This window comes from uncultured Nocardioides sp. (assembly GCF_947488025.1).
In the GTDB taxonomy this organism is placed as follows: Bacteria; Actinomycetota; Actinomycetes; order Propionibacteriales; family Nocardioidaceae; genus Nocardioides.
On sequence record NZ_CANKYS010000006.1, the window covers coordinates 112,920 to 132,196 of the forward strand.

Genomic DNA, 19,277 nt, shown 5'->3' on the forward strand with positions numbered 1-19,277 from the left:
GTCAGAGCCTCCGCTCGAAGAGGGCGCGGACGCCGGCGTCGCCGCGCAGCAGCTCCATCGCATAGGCGGCGTGCCCGGGGACGTAGCCGTTGCCGACGAGCATCCGCACGTCGGCGGCCAGGCCCTCCGCGCCGAGTGCGGCGGCGCTGAAGCTGGTGGCCATGGAGAAGAAGATCACGGTACCGCCCTCGGCGGTGGCGAGGATCGCGCCGCCCTCGCACCCCGGGACGTCGACGCACACCACGGTGACGTCTGCGGGGCCGCCGGCGGTGGTGACGGCGTCGCGCAGCGCGATCGGGTCGCGGGCGTCGGCGATCGCCACCGCGTCGGCGAGACCCGCGCCCTGGAGCAGGTCGTGCTCGTCCTGGCGGGGAACGATGCCGATCGTGCGTGCGGCACCTGCCTGCCGGGCCGCGGCGAGGCTGAGGGAGCCGGACTTCCCGGCTCCGCCGATCACGGCGACGGTCGGGGCGTGGCCATCCTCGTGGCGGGCGACGTACTCCTCCACCACGCGGGCCGTGAGCGCCGGTGCGCCGCAGACGTCCATCACGCTCAGCGAGAGGGCCGGGTCGAGGTCGTCGGGGATGACGGCTGCGATGGAGCGGCCGAAGAGCACGGCGTAGCCGTCGCACGGCACCTGCTCGCTGTCACCGTCCCAGCGCGCCAGGCCGTCCTCGATGACGAGCGGGGTCAGGGTCAGGCTGACGAGCGTCGCGACGCGGTCCCCCACGGCCAGGCCGAGAGGCGACTCGGGGCCGACCTCCTCGACGGTGCCGACGAGCATGCCGCCGGAGCCGGTCTCGGGGTTCTGCATCTTGCCGCGGGTGGCGACGATGTCGAGCACCTCCGCGCGTACGGCGTCGGGGTGCCGCTCGCCGTACTTGGTGTGCTTGCGCTCGAGCTGGCGGAACGACGCGGCGTCGAGGTTGAGCCGCTCGACGCGGATCCGCACCTCGTCGGGCCACAGCTCCGCGCGCGTGTCGAGGCGCAGGGCGGCCTGCGGCAGCACCGCGCGGTCGTCGAGGACGCGGTGCAGGCCGGTCGGGTCGCTGGTGCGGACGTCCGACCGGATGTCCGAGGAGGTGTTCATGCAGTGCATCCTTCTAGGTTTTGCATCCAGAACCGGAAATCTTGCGGCGTGGCATTGGACTGGCCGCACGTTCTCCACGTACTCTCCCAGATGTGTCGCCGCACACACAACCGGCGCGCCGTCAGTCCTGACCCGGGTGTGCCCGGGCCACTGCTAGGAGATCCCATGAGCATCGAGACCGCCACCGCGCTGGAGGGGGCACTCGCCGCCACCGGCCAGCCCTACCCCTACCAGCGGGTCGAGCTCGTCGAGCCCGACTGGACCCGGTTCCCGGGCTGGGCCGACGTGAGCGCCGCGGACTGGGCCTCGGTGCAGTGGCAGCGCGCCCACTGCATCAAGAACCTCAAGCAGCTGCGCGAGCTGATGGGCGACCTGCTCGACGAGCGGTTCTACGCCGACCTCGAGCGCGACCAGGCCGAGCGGGCCACGATGTCGATGCTCGTGCCGCCGCAGATGATGAACACGATGGTGCCGCACGTGTCGCCGGCGGGCCCGGGCTCGCTCACCGAGGCGTTCTACACCGACCCGGTGCGCCACTACATGCTGCCGGTCTTCAGCGACCGCCGCACCGACTGGCCCTCCCACCCCCACGCCGCGCGCGACTCGCTCCACGAGCACGACATGTGGGCGACCGAGGGGCTCACCCACCGCTACCCGACCAAGGTGCTCGCCGAGCTGCTCCCGACGTGCCCGCAGTACTGCGGCCACTGCACCCGCATGGACCTCGTGGGCAATTCCACCCCGGTCATCGAGAAGCTGAAGTTCGCCGGCAAGCCCAACGACCGCCTCGGCGACATGCTCGACTACCTGCGGCGCACGCCGTCGGTGCGCGACGTCGTGGTCTCCGGCGGCGACGTCGCCAACATGCCGTGGCCCCGCCTCGAGGCGTTCCTCACCTCCGTGCTGGAGGTCGAGAACATCCGCGACATCCGGCTCGCCACCAAGGCCCTCATCGGCCTGCCGCAGCACTGGCTGCAGCCCGACGTGGTCGAGGGCGTCGGTCGCGTCGCCCATCTCGCCCGCTCGCGCGGCGTCTCGCTGGCGATGCACACCCACGCGAACCACGCGAACTCCGTGACACCGATCGTCGCCGAGGCGACCCGGGCGATGCTCGACGCCGGCCTGCGCGACGTACGCAACCAGGGGGTGCTGCTCAACGGAGTCAACGCCGACCCGCACGCCCTGCTCGACCTGTGCTTCCGCCTGCTCGATGGCGCGCAGATCATGCCCTACTACTTCTACATGTGCGACATGATCCCGTTCTCGGAGCACTGGCGGGTCTCGCTCGCCGACGCGCAGCGCCTCCAGCACCACATCATGGGCTACCTGCCGGGCTTCGCGACGCCGCGCATCGTGTGCGACGTGCCCTTCGTCGGCAAGCGCTGGGTGCACCAGAACGCCGACTACGACACCGAGCACGGCATCTCCTACTGGACGAAGAACTACCGCACGTCCATCGAGGCCGACCACGTCGAGGCCCTCTCCCGCTACTACGAGTACTACGACCCGATCCACACGCTGCCCGAGTCCGGTCAGCAGTGGTGGGAGCAGCACGGTCGCCTCGACGAGGCCTCGCTCAAGGCTGCCGAGATGGCCGAGGCGTCCCGCCGCACCGCCGCCCTCCAGGCCTACTGACCCGCCCTCCAGCCTGATCCGGGATCTGCCCGCCGCCCGTCCGGGATCTGCCCGCCGCCCGTCCGGGGACTCCCCGCTCGAGCGGGGAGTCCGTCACCTGGAGGGGTGTACAACGCCCTCCAGGTGACGGACTTCCCCACCCAGTACGCCGTTCTCCACAGCCACGTCTGGCACCGTTTCGGCAGCGGGTGGTTCCGGGCACGAGTAGTGCATGGCCGAGTTCCAGCTGTCCCCCACCGATGTCGCGCTCCGGCGCGAGCTGATCGCAGAAGGCTTCACCGATCGCGACATCCGCGCCCAGGTGCAGGCCGGCGCGCTCACCAAGCTCCGCTACGGCGCGTACGCCCCGACCGATCTCGTCAAGGAGCTCGACGAGGTCGGCCTGATGCGCGCGCGTGCGCGAGCCGTGCTCCGCACAGCACACGGGTCCGCGGTGCTGTCCCATCAGAACAGCCTTGCCGAGCACGGGGTCCCGCTGTGGGGCGTCGGACTGGAGGAGACGCACCTGACCCGTACGGACGGGCGGGCCGGTCGTCGTGAGGCCGGTGTCGTGCACCATCGCGCCACGCTCGGCAAGCGGTGGTGGGCGGTGCGCGACGGCGTCCCGGCCACCCACCCTGCGCGTGCCGCCATCGAGGTGGCGACGACGTACGGCGCCGAGGCCGGGCTGGTGGCCGCCTGCGGCGTGCTGCACCGAGAGCTCGCGACGATCGCCGAGCTGCACGATGTTGCCGCGACGGCGTGCCACTGGCCCGGCAGCCTCAGCACCAGGCTCGTCCTGGCTCGTGCCGACAGCCGTGTCACCAACGTCGCAGAGGCTCGGACGTGGCACCTGTTCTTCGAGCAGCGGGTCCCTCGGCCCGAGCCGCAGGTCGAGGTGTTCGACGAGCAGGGCAACCTGCTGGGGATCGTCGACTTCCTGTGGGCGAAGCTGGGTGTCTTCCTCGAGTTCGACGGCCGGATCAAGTACGAGCAGCACCGCCGACCCGGTGAGACGCTCGCCGACTACCTCATGCGGGAGAAGCGACGGGAAGAGCAGATCTGTGTCCAGAAGGGCTGGATCTGCATCCGCGTCACCTGGGCCGATCTCGGGCGCCCGGTCGTCCTCGCGCGTCGGATCATGAAGGCGCTCGAGAGCCGGGGCCTGATGCGCTGAGGGCGTGCTTGTTGGGGTAGTCCGTCACTTGGAGGGCGTCGTACACCCCTCCAAGTGACGGACTCCCCGCTCGAGCGGGGACTCTGCGGGCGGGCCGGAGCGGTGCCCGGGTCAGGCGGGGCCGAGGCGGGGCAGGAGGGTGTGCACCCCCGGCCCGGTGAGCTCGGCGGGGGCCACCGGGCGGCCGTAGAGGAGCAGGAGCAGCGCCTCGGCGGAGGCCAGCACGTCGGGTCCGGTGCCGTGGGTCCAGTCGGTGTCGGTCGCCACGAGTCGTACGCCGGCGACGCGGCGTCGCGCGCTGCCCCCGACGACGGCGTTCACCGGCCACGGCGTACCGAGGGTGAAGTCGGCGAGCGGGGCGAGTGCGTCGACCGGCACCGCTCCCGGCTGGCCGAGCGGACGGCGTACGTCGAGCCCGTGCACGACGGCGTCCGCGAGCGCGGCGACCGCGGGCATCCCGGTCGGGGTCGCGCCGGTGCGGGCGTTGTCACGCAGCTGCGCCAGGATCGCGTCCCGCCCGCGACCGGACCAGTCCACCGCCGAGCGGGCGATCATCCGGTTCATCGAGAAGCCGTGGCGGGCCATCGCGACCGCTCCGGCTCCCGCGCCCATGACGGGGGCCCATGCGAGGTGCGCGGCGACGTCGATCACCCGCCACTGCGAGCACAGGGAGGGCGCCCACCACTGCTCGGGGTCGAGGCCCTTCAGCGTTTCTATGAAGCCCTGCCGGTGCGCCCGCGTGAGCTCGGGCACCGTCGGCGAGCCCCTCACGACACGGCCCCGCGGAGCGCGTCGAGCATCCCGGCGGGACAGCAGTGGGCCATCCCCCACCACTACGCCTGTGGCGAGCACGGGTCAAGCCCTGCGCGGTGGACTCCCCTGGGTCGACGGCTCAGTCCACGGGGCGGTTCTCGAAGGGCGTCGAGAGGACGATCGTGGTGCGCGTGGAGACGCTGGCCGCCCCGCGGATCCGGGCCAGCAGCTCCTCGAGCGCGAGGGGCGTCGCGACGCGGATCTTGAGGATGTAGGACTCCTCGCCGGCCACGGACCAGCACGACTCGATCTCCGTGATCCCCCGCAGCCGGTCGGGGTAGTCGTCGGGCTGCGACGGGTCGATCGGCGTGATGGAGATGAAGGCGGTCAGCGGCCGACCGAGCTGGTCGTGGTCGACGGTCGCGCCGTAGCCCGTGATCAGCCCACGCTGCTCGAGCCGCTTGACCCGCTGGTGCACCGCGGACGTCGACAGGTCCGTCGCCTTGCCCAGGTCGGTGAACGACATGCGTCCGTCGGCGGCCAGCAGCGCGAGGATCTGCCGGTCCTTGGACTCGACCTCGGAGGAGCTCACGCGCGACACCCTAGTGGGAGCCGGACAGCGCCTCCACCAGGCGCACGGCAGACGAGCCGAGGCCCCACTTCGCGTCGAGGGCGACGACGGCCTCGTGGTCGGCAGGCGTGCGCGGACGGCTCAGGTCGCGCCCGCCGAGGTCGAGGTCGCGGCGTACGGCGACCACGCGGGGTGCGACGGCCAGGTAGTCGGCGGCGGCCTTGATCTTGCCCCGCGGCCCGGGGCCCATGTCGGAGTCGGGGTCGCCGGCCGCGGCGATGATCGCGTCGATGGTGCCGAAGCGGCCGAGCAGCGTCGCCGCGGTCTTGTCACCGACCCCGGCCACGCCCGGGAGCCCGTCGGAGGCGTCGCCCCGCAGCGTGGCGAGGTCGGCGTACTGGTGGGCGTCGACGCCGTACTTGCCCCGCACCCAGGCGTTGTCGACGCGCTCGTGCTTGCTGACGCCGCGGGCGACGTAGAGCACGCGGACCTCGGTGTCGTCGTCGACGAGCTGGAACAGGTCGCGGTCGCCGGTGACGATGTCGACCGGCATGCCGGCACCCGTGGCGAGGGTGCCGATCACGTCGTCGGCCTCCATCTCGGCGTGCCCGACGACGGGGATGCCGTAGGCCTCCAGCACCGACAGGATGATCGGGACCTGCGCCTCCAGTGGGTCCGGCACCTCCTCGACGTCGGGACGGGGGCCCGGGACCTCGCGCACCACCCGGTGGGCCTTGTAGGACGGGAGCAGGTCGACGCGCCACTGCGGCCGCCAGTCGTCGTCCCAGCAGCACGCCAGGTGCGTCGGGTCGTACTCCCCCACCAGCCGGCTGATGAAGTCCATCAGGCCGCGCACGGCGTTGACCGGGGTGCCGTCCGGCGCCTTCACGGAGTCGGGCACGCCGAAGAACGCCCGGAAGTAGAGCGAGGCGGTGTCGAGCAGCAGGAGGCGCTGGCCGGTGTCGGCGGGCTCGGCAGTCATGGGGGTCAGCCTCTCACTCGGCGAGGACGCTGTAGGCGATCACGCCGCGCTTGAGCAGCCGGGCGGTCGCCCGCGCCGTGTCGCGCAGGTCGCGCTCCCCCGCCGCGTCGGCCACCTGGCCGCACAGGTCGAGCAGCTGCTTCATCCAGCGCACGAAGTCGCCGGCCGAGAGGCCGGTCACCATGAGCACGTCGTCGAGGTCGTCGCCCTCGGCCCAGCGCCAGGCCGCCCAGGCGAAGCCCATGTCGGGCTCGCGGAGGAAGTCGAGGCGATGGTCGCGCTCGAGCGCGTCGAGCTGGCCCCACAGGCGTACGAGCTCGGCGAGCACGGGTCGCACCTGTCCGCCGGGCATCTTGGGTGACGAGGCGTCGTCGGCGCGTCGGGCCTCGAACACCAGCGCGGACAGCACGGCGGCGAGCTCGGACGGCGCGAGGTCGTCGAACAGGCCGGCCCGGATCGCCTCGGCGGCGACGAGGTCCATGTCGGTGTAGATCCGCCGCAGGTGGGAGCCCTTCTCGGTGACCGCGTCGCCGTCGAGGTAGCCGAGCGCGGTCAGCACGTCGCAGACGCGGTCGAAGGTCCGCGCGACGGTGTTGGTGCGGTTGTCCACCCGCCGCTTGAGGGTCTCGGTGTCGCGCTCGAGCTTGAAGTAGCGCTCGGCCCACCGGGCATGGTCCTCGCGCTCGGGGCACTGGTGGCAGGGATGTGCCTTGAGGTCGGCGCGCAGACGCCCGATCTCCCGGTCGGTGGGGGTGTCGCTGAAGGAGTCGCGCTGCTTGGTACGTCGTTCGCCGGGGGCGGCGAGCCCGTGGGCCTTGGCGCGCAGCGCTGTCGCGAGGTCACGGCGCATCGCGGGGTTGCGCCCGTTGAACGACTTCGGGATCCGCAGCCGGCCGACGGCCTCCACGGGGGTCGGGAAGTCCATCGGGGCGAGGCGCCGGGCCTGCCGGTCGGCGGTCAGGACGTAGGGGCGCGGCTCGTCGCCGGAGTGGCCCGGGTCGATCACGACGGCGAGGCCGCTGAACTTCCCCGCCGGCACGTGGATCACGTCGCCCGGTCGGAGCTTGCCGAGCGACCGCATCGCCTCCTCGCGTCGGTCGTGCCGGCGCTCGCGTGCCGCACCCTTTTCGAGGTCGGAGATCCGGCGCCGGAGGCCGGCGTACTCCATGAAGTCGCCGACGTGGCACGTCGCGGCCTCGCGGTAGCCCTCGAGCGCCTCCTCGGCCTTGTGCACCTGCCGGGCCAGCCCGACGACGGCCTTGTCTGCCTGGAACTGGGCGAAGGACTGCTCGAGCAGCTCGCGCGAGGTGGCGCGACCGAACTGGTGGACGAGGTTGACGGCCATGTTGTAGGACGGCCGGAACGACGAGCGGAGCGGGTAGGTGCGGGTGGAGGCGAGTCCGGCGACCTCGCGCGGGTTCATCCCGGGCTGGTAGAGCACGACGCCGTGGCCCTCGATGTCGAGACCGCGCCGCCCGGCCCGCCCGGTGAGCTGGGTGTACTCCCCCGGGGTCAGGTCGGCGTGGGTCTCGCCGTTCCACTTCGACAGCTTCTCGATCACGACGGTGCGGGCCGGCATGTTGATGCCGAGGGCCAGCGTCTCGGTCGCGAAGACGACCTTGGCCAGGCCCTCCTGGAACAGCTCCTCCACCACCTGCTTGAACGCCGGCAGCAGCCCGGCGTGGTGCGCGGCGACGCCGCGGGTGAGGCCGTCGAGGAACTCGTGGTAGCCCAGGACGTGCAGGTCCTCCTCGGGCAGCGTGCGGGAGGCCTCCTCGACCCGCGCGAAGATCTCGTCGCGCTCCGCAGCGGTCGTGAGGCGGGTGTTGGCCTGGACGAGCTGGGTGACCGCGGCGTCGCAGCCGGCCCGGCTGAAGATGAACACGATCGCCGGCAGCAGGCCCTCGCGGTCGAGCCGCTCCACGACGTCGACGCGGCTCGGGATCCACACGCGCCGACCGTTGCCGACGGCGCGGGGGTTCTTCGACGACCCGGGCTTGCCCTTGCGCGGCGAACGCCGGTCGCGCATCAGCCGCGAGCTGGCCCAGTCGTCGCGGGCGATGCGGGTCAGCTCGTCGTTGACCGGCGCGCCCTCCTTGACGAAGCCCGCGCTGGCGTCGACGTCGGAGGAGGCGAACAGGTCGAGCAGGCGGCGCCCGACCATGACGTGCTGGAACAGCGGTACGGGGCGCTTCTCCTCGAGGATCGTGGTGGTCTCGCCCCGGACGGTGGCCAGCCACTCGCCGAACTCCTCGGCGTTGGAGACCGTCGCGGACAGGGACACGAGCGTCACGGACTCCGGGAGGTGGATGATGACCTCCTCCCACACCGCGCCACGCATCCGGTCGGCGAGGTAGTGCACCTCGTCCATCACCACGAAGCCGAGGCCGAGCAGCGTGCGGGAGCCGGCGTAGAGCATGTTGCGCAGGACCTCGGTGGTCATCACGACCACGGGCGCCTCGCCGTTGACGACGTTGTCGCCGGTCAGCAGGCCGACGTTGTCGGCGCCGTAGCGCTTCACCAGGTCGTGGTACTTCTGGTTGGACAGCGCCTTGATCGGCGTGGTGTAGAACGCCTTGCGCCCGGTCTGCAGGGCGAGGTGGATGGCGAACTCGCCGACGACGGTCTTGCCCGACCCCGTCGGGGCCGCGACCAGCACGCCGCGGCCGTCCTCGATCTCGCGGCACGCGCGCAGCTGGAAGTCGTCGAGCTCGAAGCCGTAGAGGCCCTCGAAGTCCTTGAGCATCGGGTAGGGCTTCTCGCGCTGGAAGGCCGCGTAGCGCTCGGCGGGCGTGGGCTGGTCGTCGGGGGTGCTCATCAGGTCCTCATGCAATCACGTCGAGGGCGCCGGGGACGCACTCGATGGTCAGGGGCAGGGGGCCAAACCGCTCACCGTCGGCGTACGACACGATGCCAGGCGCCGCGACGGTCACGGTGCGGACGCGACGGTGGACGTACTCCGCCACACCGTCGATGCGGCCGGTGAACAACCGCGGGTAGGAGCGGACCAGCTTGGACTTGCTCATCCGGGTGATCACCACGACGTCGAGCAGGCCGTCGTCGAGGAGCGCACCCTCGGTGATCCGCAGGCCGCCGCCGAACGACGGTCCGTTGCCGACGGCGACGAGCATCGCCTCGTGCTCCATCGTCTCGTCGTCGAGCTGGAGCACGTAGGGGATCGGACGGAAGGTGCGCAGCTCGGCCAGCGTGGCGAGGTTGTAGCGCATCTGGCCGCGGGGCCAGGTCATCGTGTTGGCGCGTTCGTTGACGATCGCGTCGAAGCCCGCCGCCAGGACGGTGACGAACCACCGCTCGCCGCTGCGGGCGAGGTCGATCGTGCGCAGCCGGGAGGCGATGATCCGGTCGGCGGCCGCGACCGGGTCGGTGCGCGGGAGGCCGAGGTAGCGGGCGACGTCGTTGCCGGTGCCGCTGGGGATGAGGCCGAGGGGCGTGCCGGTGCCGGCGACGGCCTGCACGCCGAGGTGGACCAGCCCGTCGCCGCCGCACACGACGAGGGCCTCGACCCCGTCCGCGACGCACGCGCTGGCCAGGTCGGCGGCCTCGTCCGCGTCACGGCCCTGCAGGTTGCGTACGACGAAGCCGCTCTCGCGCAGCCGGGTCAGGGCGGCGTCGCGGTGGCGCGCGCCCCGGCCGCGGCCGGCCGTCGGGTTGGTCAGCAGGGCGATCTCGCGCCCCCGCACGGGGCGGTCGGGCACAGCCGGGTCGTGCATGGCGCGACCCTATCCCCCGGCACCGACCGCGCTGCGCCGTTCGACGGCGCCGCGACGTCGGTGCCGGCCGCGGGTCAACCCAGCCGCAGCAGGGCGGCGTAGCGCTCGGCGCGGGCGCCCACCGCGCGGGCGAGCCGGGACAGTGCCTCCAGGACCAGCTCGGGTCCGAACCGGGTCCCGGGGACGGCCAGGACCATCCGCGAGTCGTGCTCGCCGATGACGACCTGGCCGTGGCGCCATGCCTGGTGCACCCGCAGCCGGGTCGCGTCGTCGACTACCGGGGCGGGGTAGGCCTCGTCGACGGCCAGCAGGTCGCAGACGATCTCCTCGGACGCCGTGGACCCGTCGGGCACCGTCCCTGCGGTCAGCCGGCCGCGGACGAGGTAGCCGGTCTGCAGACCGGCGTCCGCGCACCACACCACGTCACCGGTGCCGAGCCACTCCGGCAGGTCGAACGGGTCGATGTCGGTGAGGGTGGCCTGCATGGGTCCACCCTGTCAGAGCGTCCTCAGATGGAGGACAGCTCGTCGGGCGAGAGCCCGGCGTTGGGGGCCCGGCGGGCGCGACGCTTGTCGTTGAACCGCGCGATCGCCTCGGAGGCGAAGAACAGCAGCACCATCGGCACGGCCATCAGGGTCATCGTGAAGGGGTCGGCCGACGGGGTCGCGACCGCGGCGAAGATGAAGGTGCCGATCACGATCCACGGACGGTAGGCCTTGAGGGAGGAACCCTTGACCACGCCGGCGAAGTTGAGCAGCACCACGAAGACCGGGATGTTGAAGGCCAGTCCGAACACGAACAGCGTGCGGGTGAAGAACTGGAGGTAGTCGTTGAAGTCGATGAGGTTGGTGACGCCGTCGGGGTTGAAGCCGATCAGCACCTCCAGCGCGATCGGCAGCGTGACGTAGCCCAGCACGATGCCGGTGAGGAAGAGCGGACCGGCCACGGCCACGAAGACGCGGCTCATCTTGCGCTCCTGGGCGTAGAGCCCGGGCAGCACGAAGGCCCAGATCTGGTAGAGCCAGTAGGGCGCGGTCACGATGGCGGCGGCGAAGCCGCACAGGGTCAGCCAGAGCAGCAGGCCCGCGCCCGCGCCGCTGGTCGTGGCGATCGACGTGCCTGGAGCGAGGGTCTCCTGCGCGTCCTGGTAGGGGCCGTAGACCGCGTCGTAGATGGCGTGCCGGAACACGAACGCCACCGCCAGGGCGAGGGAGAACACCAGCAGGCAGCGCAACAGGCGCGCCCGGAACTCACGGAAGTGGTCGGCGAGCGCCATCCGGCCGTCCGGGCCCACGGCGTCGGGCGACGGCCCCTTGAACAGGCCGACGAGACCGGCGATCCTCACGCTCTTCTGGACTCCGGCGATCAGGCGGTGGTGTCGTCGCGCCGCTCGCGCAGCACCTCGCCCGAGGCCTCGTTGCGCACCTCGCCACCCTGGGCGGGGTCGTGGGCCTGGTTGCGGGCCTCGATCTCGCGCTGCTCAGGGGTCTTGTCGGTGTCCTTGTCGTCGTCGCGCATGCCCTTGGTCTCGGTCTTGAAGATGCGCAGCGCCTGGCCGGAGCTGCGGGCGAGGTCGGGGAGCTTGGCGGCACCGAACACCAGCACCACGATCGCCAGGATCACGAGCCACTCGAGGCCCTGCGGCATGCCGATCATCGGGTCCATCATCTTGGTCACTCCGTCATTGGTGGTGTGGTGGATCACGTTCAGGACGTCATTCGGAGTCTACGCCGTCGTCGTCGTAGAGGTGGAGCGCCGCCCGGGCAGCGGTCCGGAACGCCTCGGCGTACGCCGCCGGAGCGAGCAGCTCGGCGTGCGGGGCCAGGCGCAGCAGCAGGGACTTCACCCACTCCTCGCTGGCCACCTCGAGCTCGACGTCGATCGTGCCGTCGGGCCCGGGACGCCGACCGGTCACCGGGTAGTACTCGACCACCCACCGCGCGGGCGGCGCCAGGCGCAGGGTGACCGTCGTGGTCTCGGCGTCGGTGAACCAGCCGCCGGTGAGGTCGCGGGCGCGCGCGCCCGGGTCGGCCACCGGGCTGTCGAGCTCGGTGGCGGCGACGATGCGGTCCACCCGGAAGGCCCGGTCGCCGCCCGCGGTGTGGCACCAGGCGTCGAGGTAGAGCAGGTCCTCGACCCGGGCGAGGCCCCGCGGGTCGACGACCCGTCGCGACTCCTGGTCGCGCGAGGGCACGTGGTAGGTGATCTCGACCTGGTGGCCGCGGGCGAGGGCCGACTCCAGCACGGGGACGACGGCGCTGCTCTCGAGCGGCGTGGGGGTCACGTGCAGGCGGAGCAGACCCTCCCCGTCCTGGCCGGCGGCCTCCTCGAGCTTGGCCAGGGTCCGCTCGATGACCTCGCGGGCCTCGGCGGGGGCGGTGTCGACCATCGTCCGGAGCGCCACGACCAGCGAGGTGGCCTCGGCGGGTGAGAAGCGCACGGGCCGGGCGAGGTAGTCGGCGTTGTCGACCCGGATGATCCGGTCGCCCTCGAGCGCCTCGAGGTCGACCTCGATCAGGTCGCCCGGCAGCCCCGGCGACACGCCGGTCATGAAGAGCAGGCGCAGGTCGCGCTCGATCTGGTCGGCGTCGGTGCCGAAGTGGGCGGCGGCGTCCTCGAGCCGCACCTCGCCCCGGGCGAGCAGGTAGGGCACGAGCGCGAGCAGCCGTGCCACCTGGTCGGGGGCGGTGTCCCCTGTCTGGACCGTCACGGTGCCTCCCCCGTCGCTGCGACGGCGCGGAGCCGGGCGACCACGTCGTCGCGCAGCGACCGCGGTTCGTCCACGACCACGTCGGCGCCGTAGGTCAGGACCTCGTCGGACAGCTCGTGCACCGGGCCCTCGACGACCAGGGCGTCCCACCCGGGACTGTCCGGGATCGGGGTCACCGACTCGGCACGCCGTCGCAGGCCAACCCCGGTGCCCTGCCGCACCCGGACCTGCGCCCGGACGGAGGGGTACGACGGCGAGAGCCGCCGGGCGGTCTCGCGGACGTCGGTGCCGGCAGGGACGTCGTACGCCCCCGACCTGCCGGTCGCGCGGACGGTGCCGACGATGCGCGAGAGCCGGAAGACGCGCTCGGCGCCGCGGTCGACGTCGAGGCCGACGACGTACCACCGCCCCGAGGAGCGGGCGAGGCCCCAGGGCTGGACCCGGCGCGTGGTCGGCTGCGTCTCGTCGGCGCGCTGGTAGGGGAAGCTGACCTGGCGGCGCTTGCCGATGGCGTCCCACAGGGGCTCGAACGCCGGCTCGTCGGCGGTGATGGCCGGGGCGACGACCTCGAGGCGGGAGGGGTCGATCTCGACGCCCTGGCCCTTGAGCTTGGCGAGTGCACGGCCGGTCGCCTTCGCGAGCGTCGCGTGCTGCCAGACCTGGGCCGCCAGGCCGAGCACGGCCGCCTCGTCGGACTCGAAGCGGATCTCGGGGAGCGAGGTCTGCTCGGTCGGGATGCGGTAGCCGATCTCGTCGTCGAAGAAGGCGTCGGCACTGCCGACCTCGATGACGGCGCCGATCTGTCGCAGCGCGTCCTTGTCACGCTCGAAGGCGCGCTCGAACGCCTCGTCGCCGGCCGGTCCGCGGGCGTGCTCGGGGTAACACGCCTCGCGGATCGCGTCCTTGCCGATGAAGCGCTTGGCGCCGAGCAGCAGGATGTGGAGGTTCATCAGCCGCTCTGCTCGTGGCTGCACCATGCCTGCCCCCTCTCCCCTGCTCGTGTCGTGCGCCGTCCGGTCGGGTCAGGAGGCGGCGAGGATGTCGACGACGAAGAACAGCGTGTCGGTGCCCTTGATGCCGGCCTGCTCGTTGCCCTGCTCGCCGTAGCCGTCGGCGGGCGGGATCTCCAGGATCACCCGCGAGCCGACGGTGCGGCCCACGAGCCGCTCGTCCCAGCCCGGGATGACCTGGCCGACGCCGATCGGGAACTCGGCGGGCTCCCCGCTGTAGGACTCGTCGAACGGCTCGTCGGCGTTGTAGACCTGGCCGAGGTAGTCGACGGTCAGGGTCTGACCGGACTTCACCTTGGCGCCGTCACCCTTCACCAGGGTGGTGGCGATCAGCTTGCCGGTGGGCTTGTGGGCGGTGCTGAAGTCGAGGCCCGTGACCACGCCGTCCTCCTCGATCAGCTCCGGGGCCCAGCCGGCGGGCTTCTTCTCCTCGCCCTGCGGGCCGTCGAGCGGCGGCACGGTCTCCGAGCGGTCGAGGATGTCGACGACTGCGAGCACGGCGTCGCGGTTGCCGATGCCGATGTCGGGGCGGCCGCCCTCGCCGAAGGCGTCCTCGGCGCTGGTGAGCAGCACGACGCGGTCGCCGACCTGGTTGCCGACGAGGGTGTCGCGCAGGAACGGCACGATCTCCTCGGAGACCTCGAGCGACTGGGGTGCGCCGTCCTTGGTCCAGGTGCTCTGGGCCTTCTTCTCGGTGAAGCCGTTGCCGATCCACCAGTTGGCCTTGACGGTGTCGCCGGCGGCGACCTCCTCGCCGTCGCCCTCGACCAGGACCTCGGTCTCCTCCTGCGAGGCGTCGAGGCGGCCGTCGAAGGTGACCTTCGGCTCCGATCCCTGCTCGCCCTCGATGGTCACCGAGCTGAGGGACGCGCCGCCCTCCTCGGCGTCGCTGGACCCGGAGCCGCAGGCGGCCAGTCCGAGCATGCTGAGGGAGAGGACACCGCAGAGGGCAGCGGAACGTACACGAGACACGGATTCACCTGTTCGATCGGGTCGGCGTTGCCGGGACACCCTATCCAGCCGACCCACGCCACCCGTCGCGACACCGCCGGAGGACCGGGCGGCGCCGGTCGCGGGCCAAGGTCACATGCCGTCGATGAGCCGCTGCACGCGCTCGTCGTAGGCCTTGAAGGGGTCCTTGCACAGCACGGTGCGCTGCGCCTGGTCGTTGAGCTTGAGGTGCACCCAGTCGACGGTGAAGTCGCGACGGCGCTCCTGCGCCCGGCGGATGAACTCGCCCCGCAGGCGCGCCCTGGTGTTCTGCGGCGGGACGCTCTTGGCCTCGAAGATCTTGAGGTCGCTGCTCACCCGGGCCACGGCGCCGCGCTTCTCGAGGAGGTAGTAGAGCCCGCGTCCGCGGTGGATGTCGTGGTAGGCGAGGTCGAGCTGGGCGATGCGGGCGTCACCGAGGGAGAGGCCGTGCTTGGCGCGGTAGCGCTCGATGAGCTTGAGCTTGATGACCCAGTCGATCTCCCGGTCCACGAGGCCGAGGTCGTCGGACTCGACGGCCTTGAGGCCGCGCTCCCACAGGTCGAGCGCCCGCTCGATCGTCGGTGTGGAGATCTGTCGGCGGTCCACGAAGTCGCGCGCCTTCGCGAGGTACTCACCCTGGATCTCGAGGGCGCTCGCCTCGCGTCCGTTGGCCAGGCGCACCTTGCGACGGCCGGTGGGGTCGTGGCTGATCTCCCGGATGGCGCGGATCGGGTTCTCCATCGTGAGGTCGCGCATCACCACGCCCTCCTCGATCATCCGCAGCACGAGGTCGCAGGAGGCCACCTTGAGCAGGGTGGTGGTCTCGCTCATGTTGGAGTCGCCGACGATCACGTGGAGGCGGCGGAACCGCTCGGCGTCGGCGTGCGGCTCGTCGCGGGTGTTGATGATGGGTCGGCTCCGGGTGGTGGCGCTGCTGACGCCCTCCCAGATGTGCTCGGCGCGCTGGCTCACGCTGTACGACGCCCCGCGCGGGGTCATCACGACCTTGCCCGCGCCGACCACGATCTGTCGCGTGACCAGGAAGGGGATCAGGATGTCGGCGAGCCGGCTGAACTCCCCCGCCCGGCCGACGAGGTAGTTCTCGTGGCATCCGTAGGAGTTGCCGGCGGAGTCGGTGTTGTTCTTGAACAGGTAGATGTCGCCGGCGATCCCCTCCTCGTGCAGCCGCTCCTCGGCGTCGAGCAGCAGACCTTCGAGGATGCGCTCGCCCGCCTTGTCGTGCGTGACGAGGTCGACGATGTCGTCGCACTCCGGGGTGGCGTACTCCGGGTGGCTGCCCACATCGAGGTAGAGGCGGGCACCGTTGCGGAGGAACACGTTGGAGGAGCGTCCCCAGCTGACGACCTTGCGGAAGAGGTAGCGGGCGACCTCGTCGGGGCTGAGCCGGCGCTGCCCCTTGAACGTGCACGTGACGCCGTACTCGTTCTCGATGCCGAAGATCCGACGGTCCATGGGCCCACACTAGGTCCGCGGACCACGCGTCGTACGGCAGTGCGCCCGGAATTCGTGTCCGGCGAGCCGCGCCCGGCTTGGCGCGGACGCCTAGGTTGCCCGCATGGACGACACCTCTGCCGCCCCACGCCCGCCCGCCCCGGCCGTCCCACAGCGCTCCGAGTCGACGCTGGTGGGCTCCTGGCCGTACCACCTGCTGACGGCGGCGGTGACCGGCGTGGTCACCGCGCGGATGCCGGTGCACCGCTGGTCGCGGCCGACGCGATGGGCGCTGCACGGCGGGACGGGTGCCCTCGTCGCAGCCGGCACGGCCTGGATGGTCCGTCACCCCGGGCAGCTCGGCGGGAAGGACCAGCCGACGGACCAGACGGACCAGCAGGTCGAGCCGGCCGAACGGCCGCACCCCCTCGGGGCCGCGACGACGACGGGCCTCGCCCTGGCCGCCGGCGCGCTCGTCGCCGGGGTGAGCCGGGGCGGACAGGCGGCGGACGGGTGGGCCGAGGGCTGGTTGCTCCGTCGCGGCGTACGCCGTCCCCGGATGTGGTTGGGGGTCGCCGCGGCGGGTGCCTCGCTGGGGATGAGCCTGGTCGAACGCCGGCAGGACGCCCGGTCTCGCGGAGGACGACACGACCTTGACGATCCGGTGCCGCGCGGGTGAGCGTTCCCCCATGGGAGCCCGCCACCTCGTCGCGACCGTGCTGGCCGCGCCGGCCGTCGTCGAGGACCTCGAGCTGCGGGTGATGACCGACGACATGTGGCTGTGGCCCGTGCGCACCGCACCCGTCGTCGTGGACGGCGCCCGGATGGAGTTCCAGCTCCGCCGGCGCCTGGTGGAGCAGCGTCAGGGCGCGTGGGACGACGCCGCCGGGTGGACGCCCGCCTGGATCGGCTTCGGCGACGCCTGGCACGAGTTCGGACCGGACGGGAACGTGCGTCCCTCGGGTCCGCTCCCCTGGGCCGCACACCAGCGGCTGTGGAGCGCCCTGGCTGAGTTCGGCCCGCTGGTGCGCTACCGCCGACGACTCAGCGGCATCCCGACCGAGCCCACGGCGGAGTGGCCGGGGCTCCACCTGCGCTGACTGCCCGGAGCGGGCGCGCAGCCGCTCAGACCTGGCCGGGCTCCGTCGGAGGCGGCGGGGCGCCGGGCGTCGGAGGTTGACCCGGCTGGCCCGGCTGGCCCGGCTGGCCCGGCTGGCCCGGACCGGGCGCCGGCGCGGGCGGGGCGACCGGGGGGGCGACGGGCGGTGCGACCGGCGGCTCCCCCGTGACCGGGTCCTCCAGGGGCGGCGTGGCGCCGGAGACCTGGTCGGTGGGGTCGGTGGGGTCGTCCTGACCGGAGTGTCGCGGCCCGGAGCCGGCGAGGGCGTCCTCGGGCGCGGGCGTGTCGGGCTCCTCGCTGCCACGACCGCCGAGGATCTCGACGAGCCGCGCCTCGCGCAGGCGCAGGAACTTGCGGGGCTGGGTGCGGGTGCGGTCGAGCGCTGCGACCTCGAGGGCGCCGGCCGGGATGACCCGGTCCTCGGTCTCGCTGTGCCCCAGGGCCGCGACCGCCGTCCGCAGCGTCTCCTCGAGCGAGCCGCCGGCGACGTAGTGCTCGGCGAGGTGGCCCGCGACGACGTCGGCGGCGCCGCCCATCACGGCATAGCCGTGCTCGTCGGCCACCTGGCCGTCGTAGGTGAGCCGGTAGAGCTGGTCGTCCTCGGGCGTGTCGCCGACCTCGGCGACGAAGATCTCGACCTCGTAGGGCTTCTCGCCCCCGGAGGAGAAGATCGTGCCGAGCGTCTGGGCGTAGGCGTTGGCCAGGCCGCGACCGGTGACGTCACGGCGGTCGTAGGCGTAGCCGCGCATGTCGGCGAGGCGGACGCCGGCGATGCGCAGGTTCTCGAACTCGTTGTAGCGACCGACGGCCGCGAAGGCGATGCGGTCGTAGATCTCGCTGACCTTGTGCAGCGCCTGGGACGGGTTCTCCGAGACGAACAGGACGCCGTCGGCGTACTGCACGGCGATGACCGAGCGACCTCGGGCGATGCCCTTGCGGGCGAAGTCGGCCCGGTCCTTCATCAGCTGCTCGGGCGAGACGTAGAACGGCATACTCATGGGAACTGGCTCCTACGTCAGGTGAGGGGGGCGACCGGGCCGTCGGGTCGCTGCATCCGGGCGGCGATCATCCGGTCGGCGATGGCCGACACCTCGTCGTCGGGCAGCCGCCGGCCGCCGTCGGGCGTGATCACGTGGACGACCGGGAAGATGCGACGCGTCAGGTCGGGACCGCCGGTGGCCGAGTCGTCGTCGGCGGCGTCGTAGAGCGCCTGCACGAGGGCGGTGACCGCTCCCTCGGCGTCGAGGTCGTCGCGGTAGAGCTTCTTCAACGACCCGCGGGCGAACAGCGAGCCCGAGCCCACGGAGTGGAAGGCCGTCTCCTCGTAGCGCCCGCCGGTCACGTCATAGCTGAAGATCCGGCCCTGGCCGGCCGCGAGGTCGTAGCCGGCGAACAGCGGAACGACGGCCAGGCCCTGCATCGCGAGGCCGAGGTTGGCACGGATCAGCGCGGCGAGGCGGTTGGCCTTGCCGTCCATCGACAGCGTGGTGCCCTCGATCTTCTCGTAGTGCTCGAGCTCGGTCTGGAACAGCCGAACCATCTCCACGGCCAGCCCCGCGGTGCCGGCGATGCCGACCACGGAGAACTCGTCGGCCGGGAAGACCTTCTCGATGTCGCGCTGGGCGATGATGTTGCCCATCGTGGCGCGGCGGTCGCCGGCCATGACGACGCCGCCCTCGAAGGTGGCCGCGACGATCGTGGTGCCGTGGGGTGCCAGGTCACCGGCACTGCCGGTGGGGACGGCGCGCCTCGACGGCAGCAGGTCCGGGGCCTCGGCGCCGAGGAAGTCGGCGAAGCTCGAGGTGCCGGGGGTCATGAACGACGTGGGCAGGCGGGGGTCGCTCACTGGCCGCCCTTCTGGATGAACGACTTCACGAAGTCCTCGGCGTTGGTCTCGAGGACCTCGTCGATCTCGTCGAGGATCGCGTCGACGTCCTCGTCGATCATCTCCTTGCGCTCGGCGACGTCGGTCTCCACGACCTCCTCGGTCGCCGTCTCCTCCTGGGAGGACTTGCGCGGCTGCTTCTGCTCCTGGGCCATGTCCCGACCCTATCCACTCCCACCGACGCCACAAGGAGGTTCGCGGTGGGCGGAC

General features: G+C 72.1%; 20 protein-coding genes. 4 read left to right on the forward strand and 16 right to left on the reverse strand.

Going from position 1 to position 19,277, the window contains the following annotated elements; translation table 11 throughout:
• Nucleotide 1: 1 nt before the first annotated feature.
• Entirely contained in the window at nucleotides 2–1,090 is a 1,089-nt protein-coding gene (locus Q1B24_RS11950; RefSeq protein ID WP_299928450.1) for an L-erythro-3,5-diaminohexanoate dehydrogenase, read from the reverse strand.
• 165 nt (nucleotides 1,091–1,255) lie between these two features.
• Here Q1B24_RS11950 and Q1B24_RS11955 point away from each other — a divergent pair, with 165 nt between their 5' ends.
• Together Q1B24_RS11955 and Q1B24_RS11960 are read left to right on the forward strand one after the other, a co-directional pair.
• Entirely contained in the window at nucleotides 1,256–2,725 is a 1,470-nt protein-coding gene (locus tag Q1B24_RS11955; RefSeq protein ID WP_299928453.1) for a lysine 2,3-aminomutase, read from the forward strand.
• A gap of 211 nt (nucleotides 2,726–2,936) precedes the next feature.
• Nucleotides 2,937–3,881: a hypothetical protein gene (locus tag Q1B24_RS11960; RefSeq protein ID WP_299928455.1), complete on the forward strand. Its 945-nt coding sequence runs from the start codon at nucleotides 2,937–2,939 to the stop codon at nucleotides 3,879–3,881.
• A gap of 111 nt (nucleotides 3,882–3,992) precedes the next feature.
• On the opposite strand, the gene Q1B24_RS11965 is transcribed toward Q1B24_RS11960, so the two are convergent.
• The 12 genes from Q1B24_RS11965 to pafA all read right to left on the reverse strand — a co-directional run bounded on the left by Q1B24_RS11965 (nucleotide 3,993) and on the right by pafA (nucleotide 16,083).
• Nucleotides 3,993–4,634, reverse strand: coding sequence for a maleylpyruvate isomerase family mycothiol-dependent enzyme (locus Q1B24_RS11965; protein WP_299928458.1), 642 nt, complete (start codon nucleotides 4,632–4,634; stop codon nucleotides 3,993–3,995).
• A 139-nt stretch (nucleotides 4,635–4,773) separates the two neighbouring features.
• Entirely contained in the window at nucleotides 4,774–5,226 is a 453-nt protein-coding gene (locus Q1B24_RS11970; protein WP_299928462.1) for an Lrp/AsnC family transcriptional regulator, read from the reverse strand.
• Between the two features lie 10 nt (nucleotides 5,227–5,236).
• Nucleotides 5,237–6,187, reverse strand: coding sequence for a 5'-3' exonuclease (locus tag Q1B24_RS11975; RefSeq protein WP_299928465.1), 951 nt, complete (start codon nucleotides 6,185–6,187; stop codon nucleotides 5,237–5,239).
• Between the two features lie 13 nt (nucleotides 6,188–6,200).
• On the reverse strand, nucleotides 6,201–9,005 hold the full coding sequence (locus Q1B24_RS11980) for a DEAD/DEAH box helicase (protein ID WP_299928469.1): 2,805 nt from the start codon (nucleotides 9,003–9,005) through the stop codon (nucleotides 6,201–6,203).
• Between the two features lie 7 nt (nucleotides 9,006–9,012).
• On the reverse strand, nucleotides 9,013–9,918 hold the full coding sequence (locus Q1B24_RS11985) for a diacylglycerol kinase (RefSeq protein ID WP_299928472.1): 906 nt from the start codon (nucleotides 9,916–9,918) through the stop codon (nucleotides 9,013–9,015).
• Nucleotides 9,919–9,992: 74 nt separating this feature from the next.
• Entirely contained in the window at nucleotides 9,993–10,403 is a 411-nt protein-coding gene (locus tag Q1B24_RS11990; protein WP_299928475.1) for a hypothetical protein, read from the reverse strand.
• Between the two features lie 23 nt (nucleotides 10,404–10,426).
• The gene (tatC, locus tag Q1B24_RS11995; protein WP_299928478.1) at nucleotides 10,427–11,263 is read right to left on the reverse strand and encodes a twin-arginine translocase subunit TatC; all 837 of its coding nucleotides are present in this window, start codon (nucleotides 11,261–11,263) and stop codon (nucleotides 10,427–10,429) included.
• Nucleotides 11,264–11,283: 20 nt separating this feature from the next.
• Nucleotides 11,284–11,586 (reverse strand): Sec-independent protein translocase subunit TatA, encoded by a 303-nt coding sequence (tatA, locus tag Q1B24_RS12000; RefSeq protein WP_299928863.1) that lies wholly within the window; start codon nucleotides 11,584–11,586, stop codon nucleotides 11,284–11,286.
• Nucleotides 11,587–11,632: 46 nt separating this feature from the next.
• Nucleotides 11,633–12,628: a WYL domain-containing protein gene (locus Q1B24_RS12005; RefSeq protein WP_299928481.1), complete on the reverse strand. Its 996-nt coding sequence runs from the start codon at nucleotides 12,626–12,628 to the stop codon at nucleotides 11,633–11,635.
• On the reverse strand, nucleotides 12,625–13,605 hold the full coding sequence (locus tag Q1B24_RS12010; protein ID WP_299928483.1) for a WYL domain-containing protein: 981 nt from the start codon (nucleotides 13,603–13,605) through the stop codon (nucleotides 12,625–12,627). Before Q1B24_RS12010 ends, Q1B24_RS12005 begins: the two co-directional genes overlap by 4 nt.
• Before the next feature lie 45 nt (nucleotides 13,606–13,650).
• Nucleotides 13,651–14,562, reverse strand: a complete 912-nt coding sequence (locus Q1B24_RS12015) for an FKBP-type peptidyl-prolyl cis-trans isomerase (RefSeq protein WP_299928486.1) — start codon at nucleotides 14,560–14,562, stop codon at nucleotides 13,651–13,653.
• Between the two features lie 159 nt (nucleotides 14,563–14,721).
• Nucleotides 14,722–16,083 (reverse strand): Pup--protein ligase, encoded by a 1,362-nt coding sequence (pafA, locus tag Q1B24_RS12020; RefSeq protein WP_299928488.1) that lies wholly within the window; start codon nucleotides 16,081–16,083, stop codon nucleotides 14,722–14,724.
• A gap of 103 nt (nucleotides 16,084–16,186) precedes the next feature.
• On the opposite strand from pafA, the gene Q1B24_RS12025 reads away from it, so the two are divergent.
• Entirely contained in the window at nucleotides 16,187–16,741 is a 555-nt protein-coding gene (locus Q1B24_RS12025; RefSeq protein WP_299928490.1) for a hypothetical protein, read from the forward strand.
• Nucleotides 16,742–16,751: 10 nt separating this feature from the next.
• Entirely contained in the window at nucleotides 16,752–17,162 is a 411-nt protein-coding gene (locus tag Q1B24_RS12030) for a hypothetical protein (RefSeq protein ID WP_299928493.1), read from the forward strand.
• A gap of 25 nt (nucleotides 17,163–17,187) precedes the next feature.
• Here the strand turns inward: Q1B24_RS12030 and prcA are convergent, their stop codons facing one another.
• From prcA to Q1B24_RS12045, 3 genes are read right to left on the reverse strand one after another with little or no spacing between them, the layout of a single operon-like run.
• A complete protein-coding gene (prcA, locus tag Q1B24_RS12035) occupies nucleotides 17,188–18,180 on the reverse strand; it encodes a proteasome subunit alpha (protein WP_299928496.1) in 993 nt (330 codons plus the stop codon).
• 17 nt (nucleotides 18,181–18,197) lie between these two features.
• The gene (gene prcB / locus Q1B24_RS12040; RefSeq protein WP_299928499.1) at nucleotides 18,198–19,028 is read right to left on the reverse strand and encodes a proteasome subunit beta; all 831 of its coding nucleotides are present in this window, start codon (nucleotides 19,026–19,028) and stop codon (nucleotides 18,198–18,200) included.
• Nucleotides 19,025–19,222: a ubiquitin-like protein Pup gene (locus tag Q1B24_RS12045; RefSeq protein ID WP_172261243.1), complete on the reverse strand. Its 198-nt coding sequence runs from the start codon at nucleotides 19,220–19,222 to the stop codon at nucleotides 19,025–19,027. Before Q1B24_RS12045 ends, prcB begins: the two co-directional genes overlap by 4 nt.
• Nucleotides 19,223–19,277 lie beyond the last annotated feature (55 nt).

What these genes read in the sequence shown, in the direction of transcription:
- Q1B24_RS11950 (WP_299928450.1), bottom strand. Translation starts at nt 1,090, where the DNA reads ATGAACACCTCCTCGGACATCCGGTCGGACGTCCGCACCAGCGACCCG.
- Q1B24_RS11955 (WP_299928453.1), top strand. Translation starts at nt 1,256, where the DNA reads ATGAGCATCGAGACCGCCACCGCGCTGGAGGGGGCACTCGCCGCCACC.
- Q1B24_RS11960 (WP_299928455.1), top strand. Translation starts at nt 2,937, where the DNA reads ATGGCCGAGTTCCAGCTGTCCCCCACCGATGTCGCGCTCCGGCGCGAG.
- Q1B24_RS11975 (WP_299928465.1), bottom strand. Translation starts at nt 6,187, where the DNA reads ATGACTGCCGAGCCCGCCGACACCGGCCAGCGCCTCCTGCTGCTCGAC.
- Q1B24_RS11980 (WP_299928469.1), bottom strand. Translation starts at nt 9,005, where the DNA reads ATGAGCACCCCCGACGACCAGCCCACGCCCGCCGAGCGCTACGCGGCC.
- Q1B24_RS11985 (WP_299928472.1), bottom strand. Translation starts at nt 9,918, where the DNA reads ATGCACGACCCGGCTGTGCCCGACCGCCCCGTGCGGGGGCGCGAGATC.
- Q1B24_RS11990 (WP_299928475.1), bottom strand. Translation starts at nt 10,403, where the DNA reads ATGCAGGCCACCCTCACCGACATCGACCCGTTCGACCTGCCGGAGTGG.
- tatA (WP_299928863.1), bottom strand. Translation starts at nt 11,586, where the DNA reads ATGATGGACCCGATGATCGGCATGCCGCAGGGCCTCGAGTGGCTCGTG.
- Q1B24_RS12010 (WP_299928483.1), bottom strand. Translation starts at nt 13,605, where the DNA reads ATGGTGCAGCCACGAGCAGAGCGGCTGATGAACCTCCACATCCTGCTG.
- Q1B24_RS12015 (WP_299928486.1), bottom strand. Translation starts at nt 14,562, where the DNA reads ATGCTCGGACTGGCCGCCTGCGGCTCCGGGTCCAGCGACGCCGAGGAG.
- pafA (WP_299928488.1), bottom strand. Translation starts at nt 16,083, where the DNA reads ATGGACCGTCGGATCTTCGGCATCGAGAACGAGTACGGCGTCACGTGC.
- Q1B24_RS12025 (WP_299928490.1), top strand. Translation starts at nt 16,187, where the DNA reads ATGGACGACACCTCTGCCGCCCCACGCCCGCCCGCCCCGGCCGTCCCA.
- Q1B24_RS12030 (WP_299928493.1), top strand. Translation starts at nt 16,752, where the DNA reads ATGGGAGCCCGCCACCTCGTCGCGACCGTGCTGGCCGCGCCGGCCGTC.
- prcA (WP_299928496.1), bottom strand. Translation starts at nt 18,180, where the DNA reads ATGAGTATGCCGTTCTACGTCTCGCCCGAGCAGCTGATGAAGGACCGG.
- Q1B24_RS12045 (WP_172261243.1), bottom strand. Translation starts at nt 19,222, where the DNA reads ATGGCCCAGGAGCAGAAGCAGCCGCGCAAGTCCTCCCAGGAGGAGACG.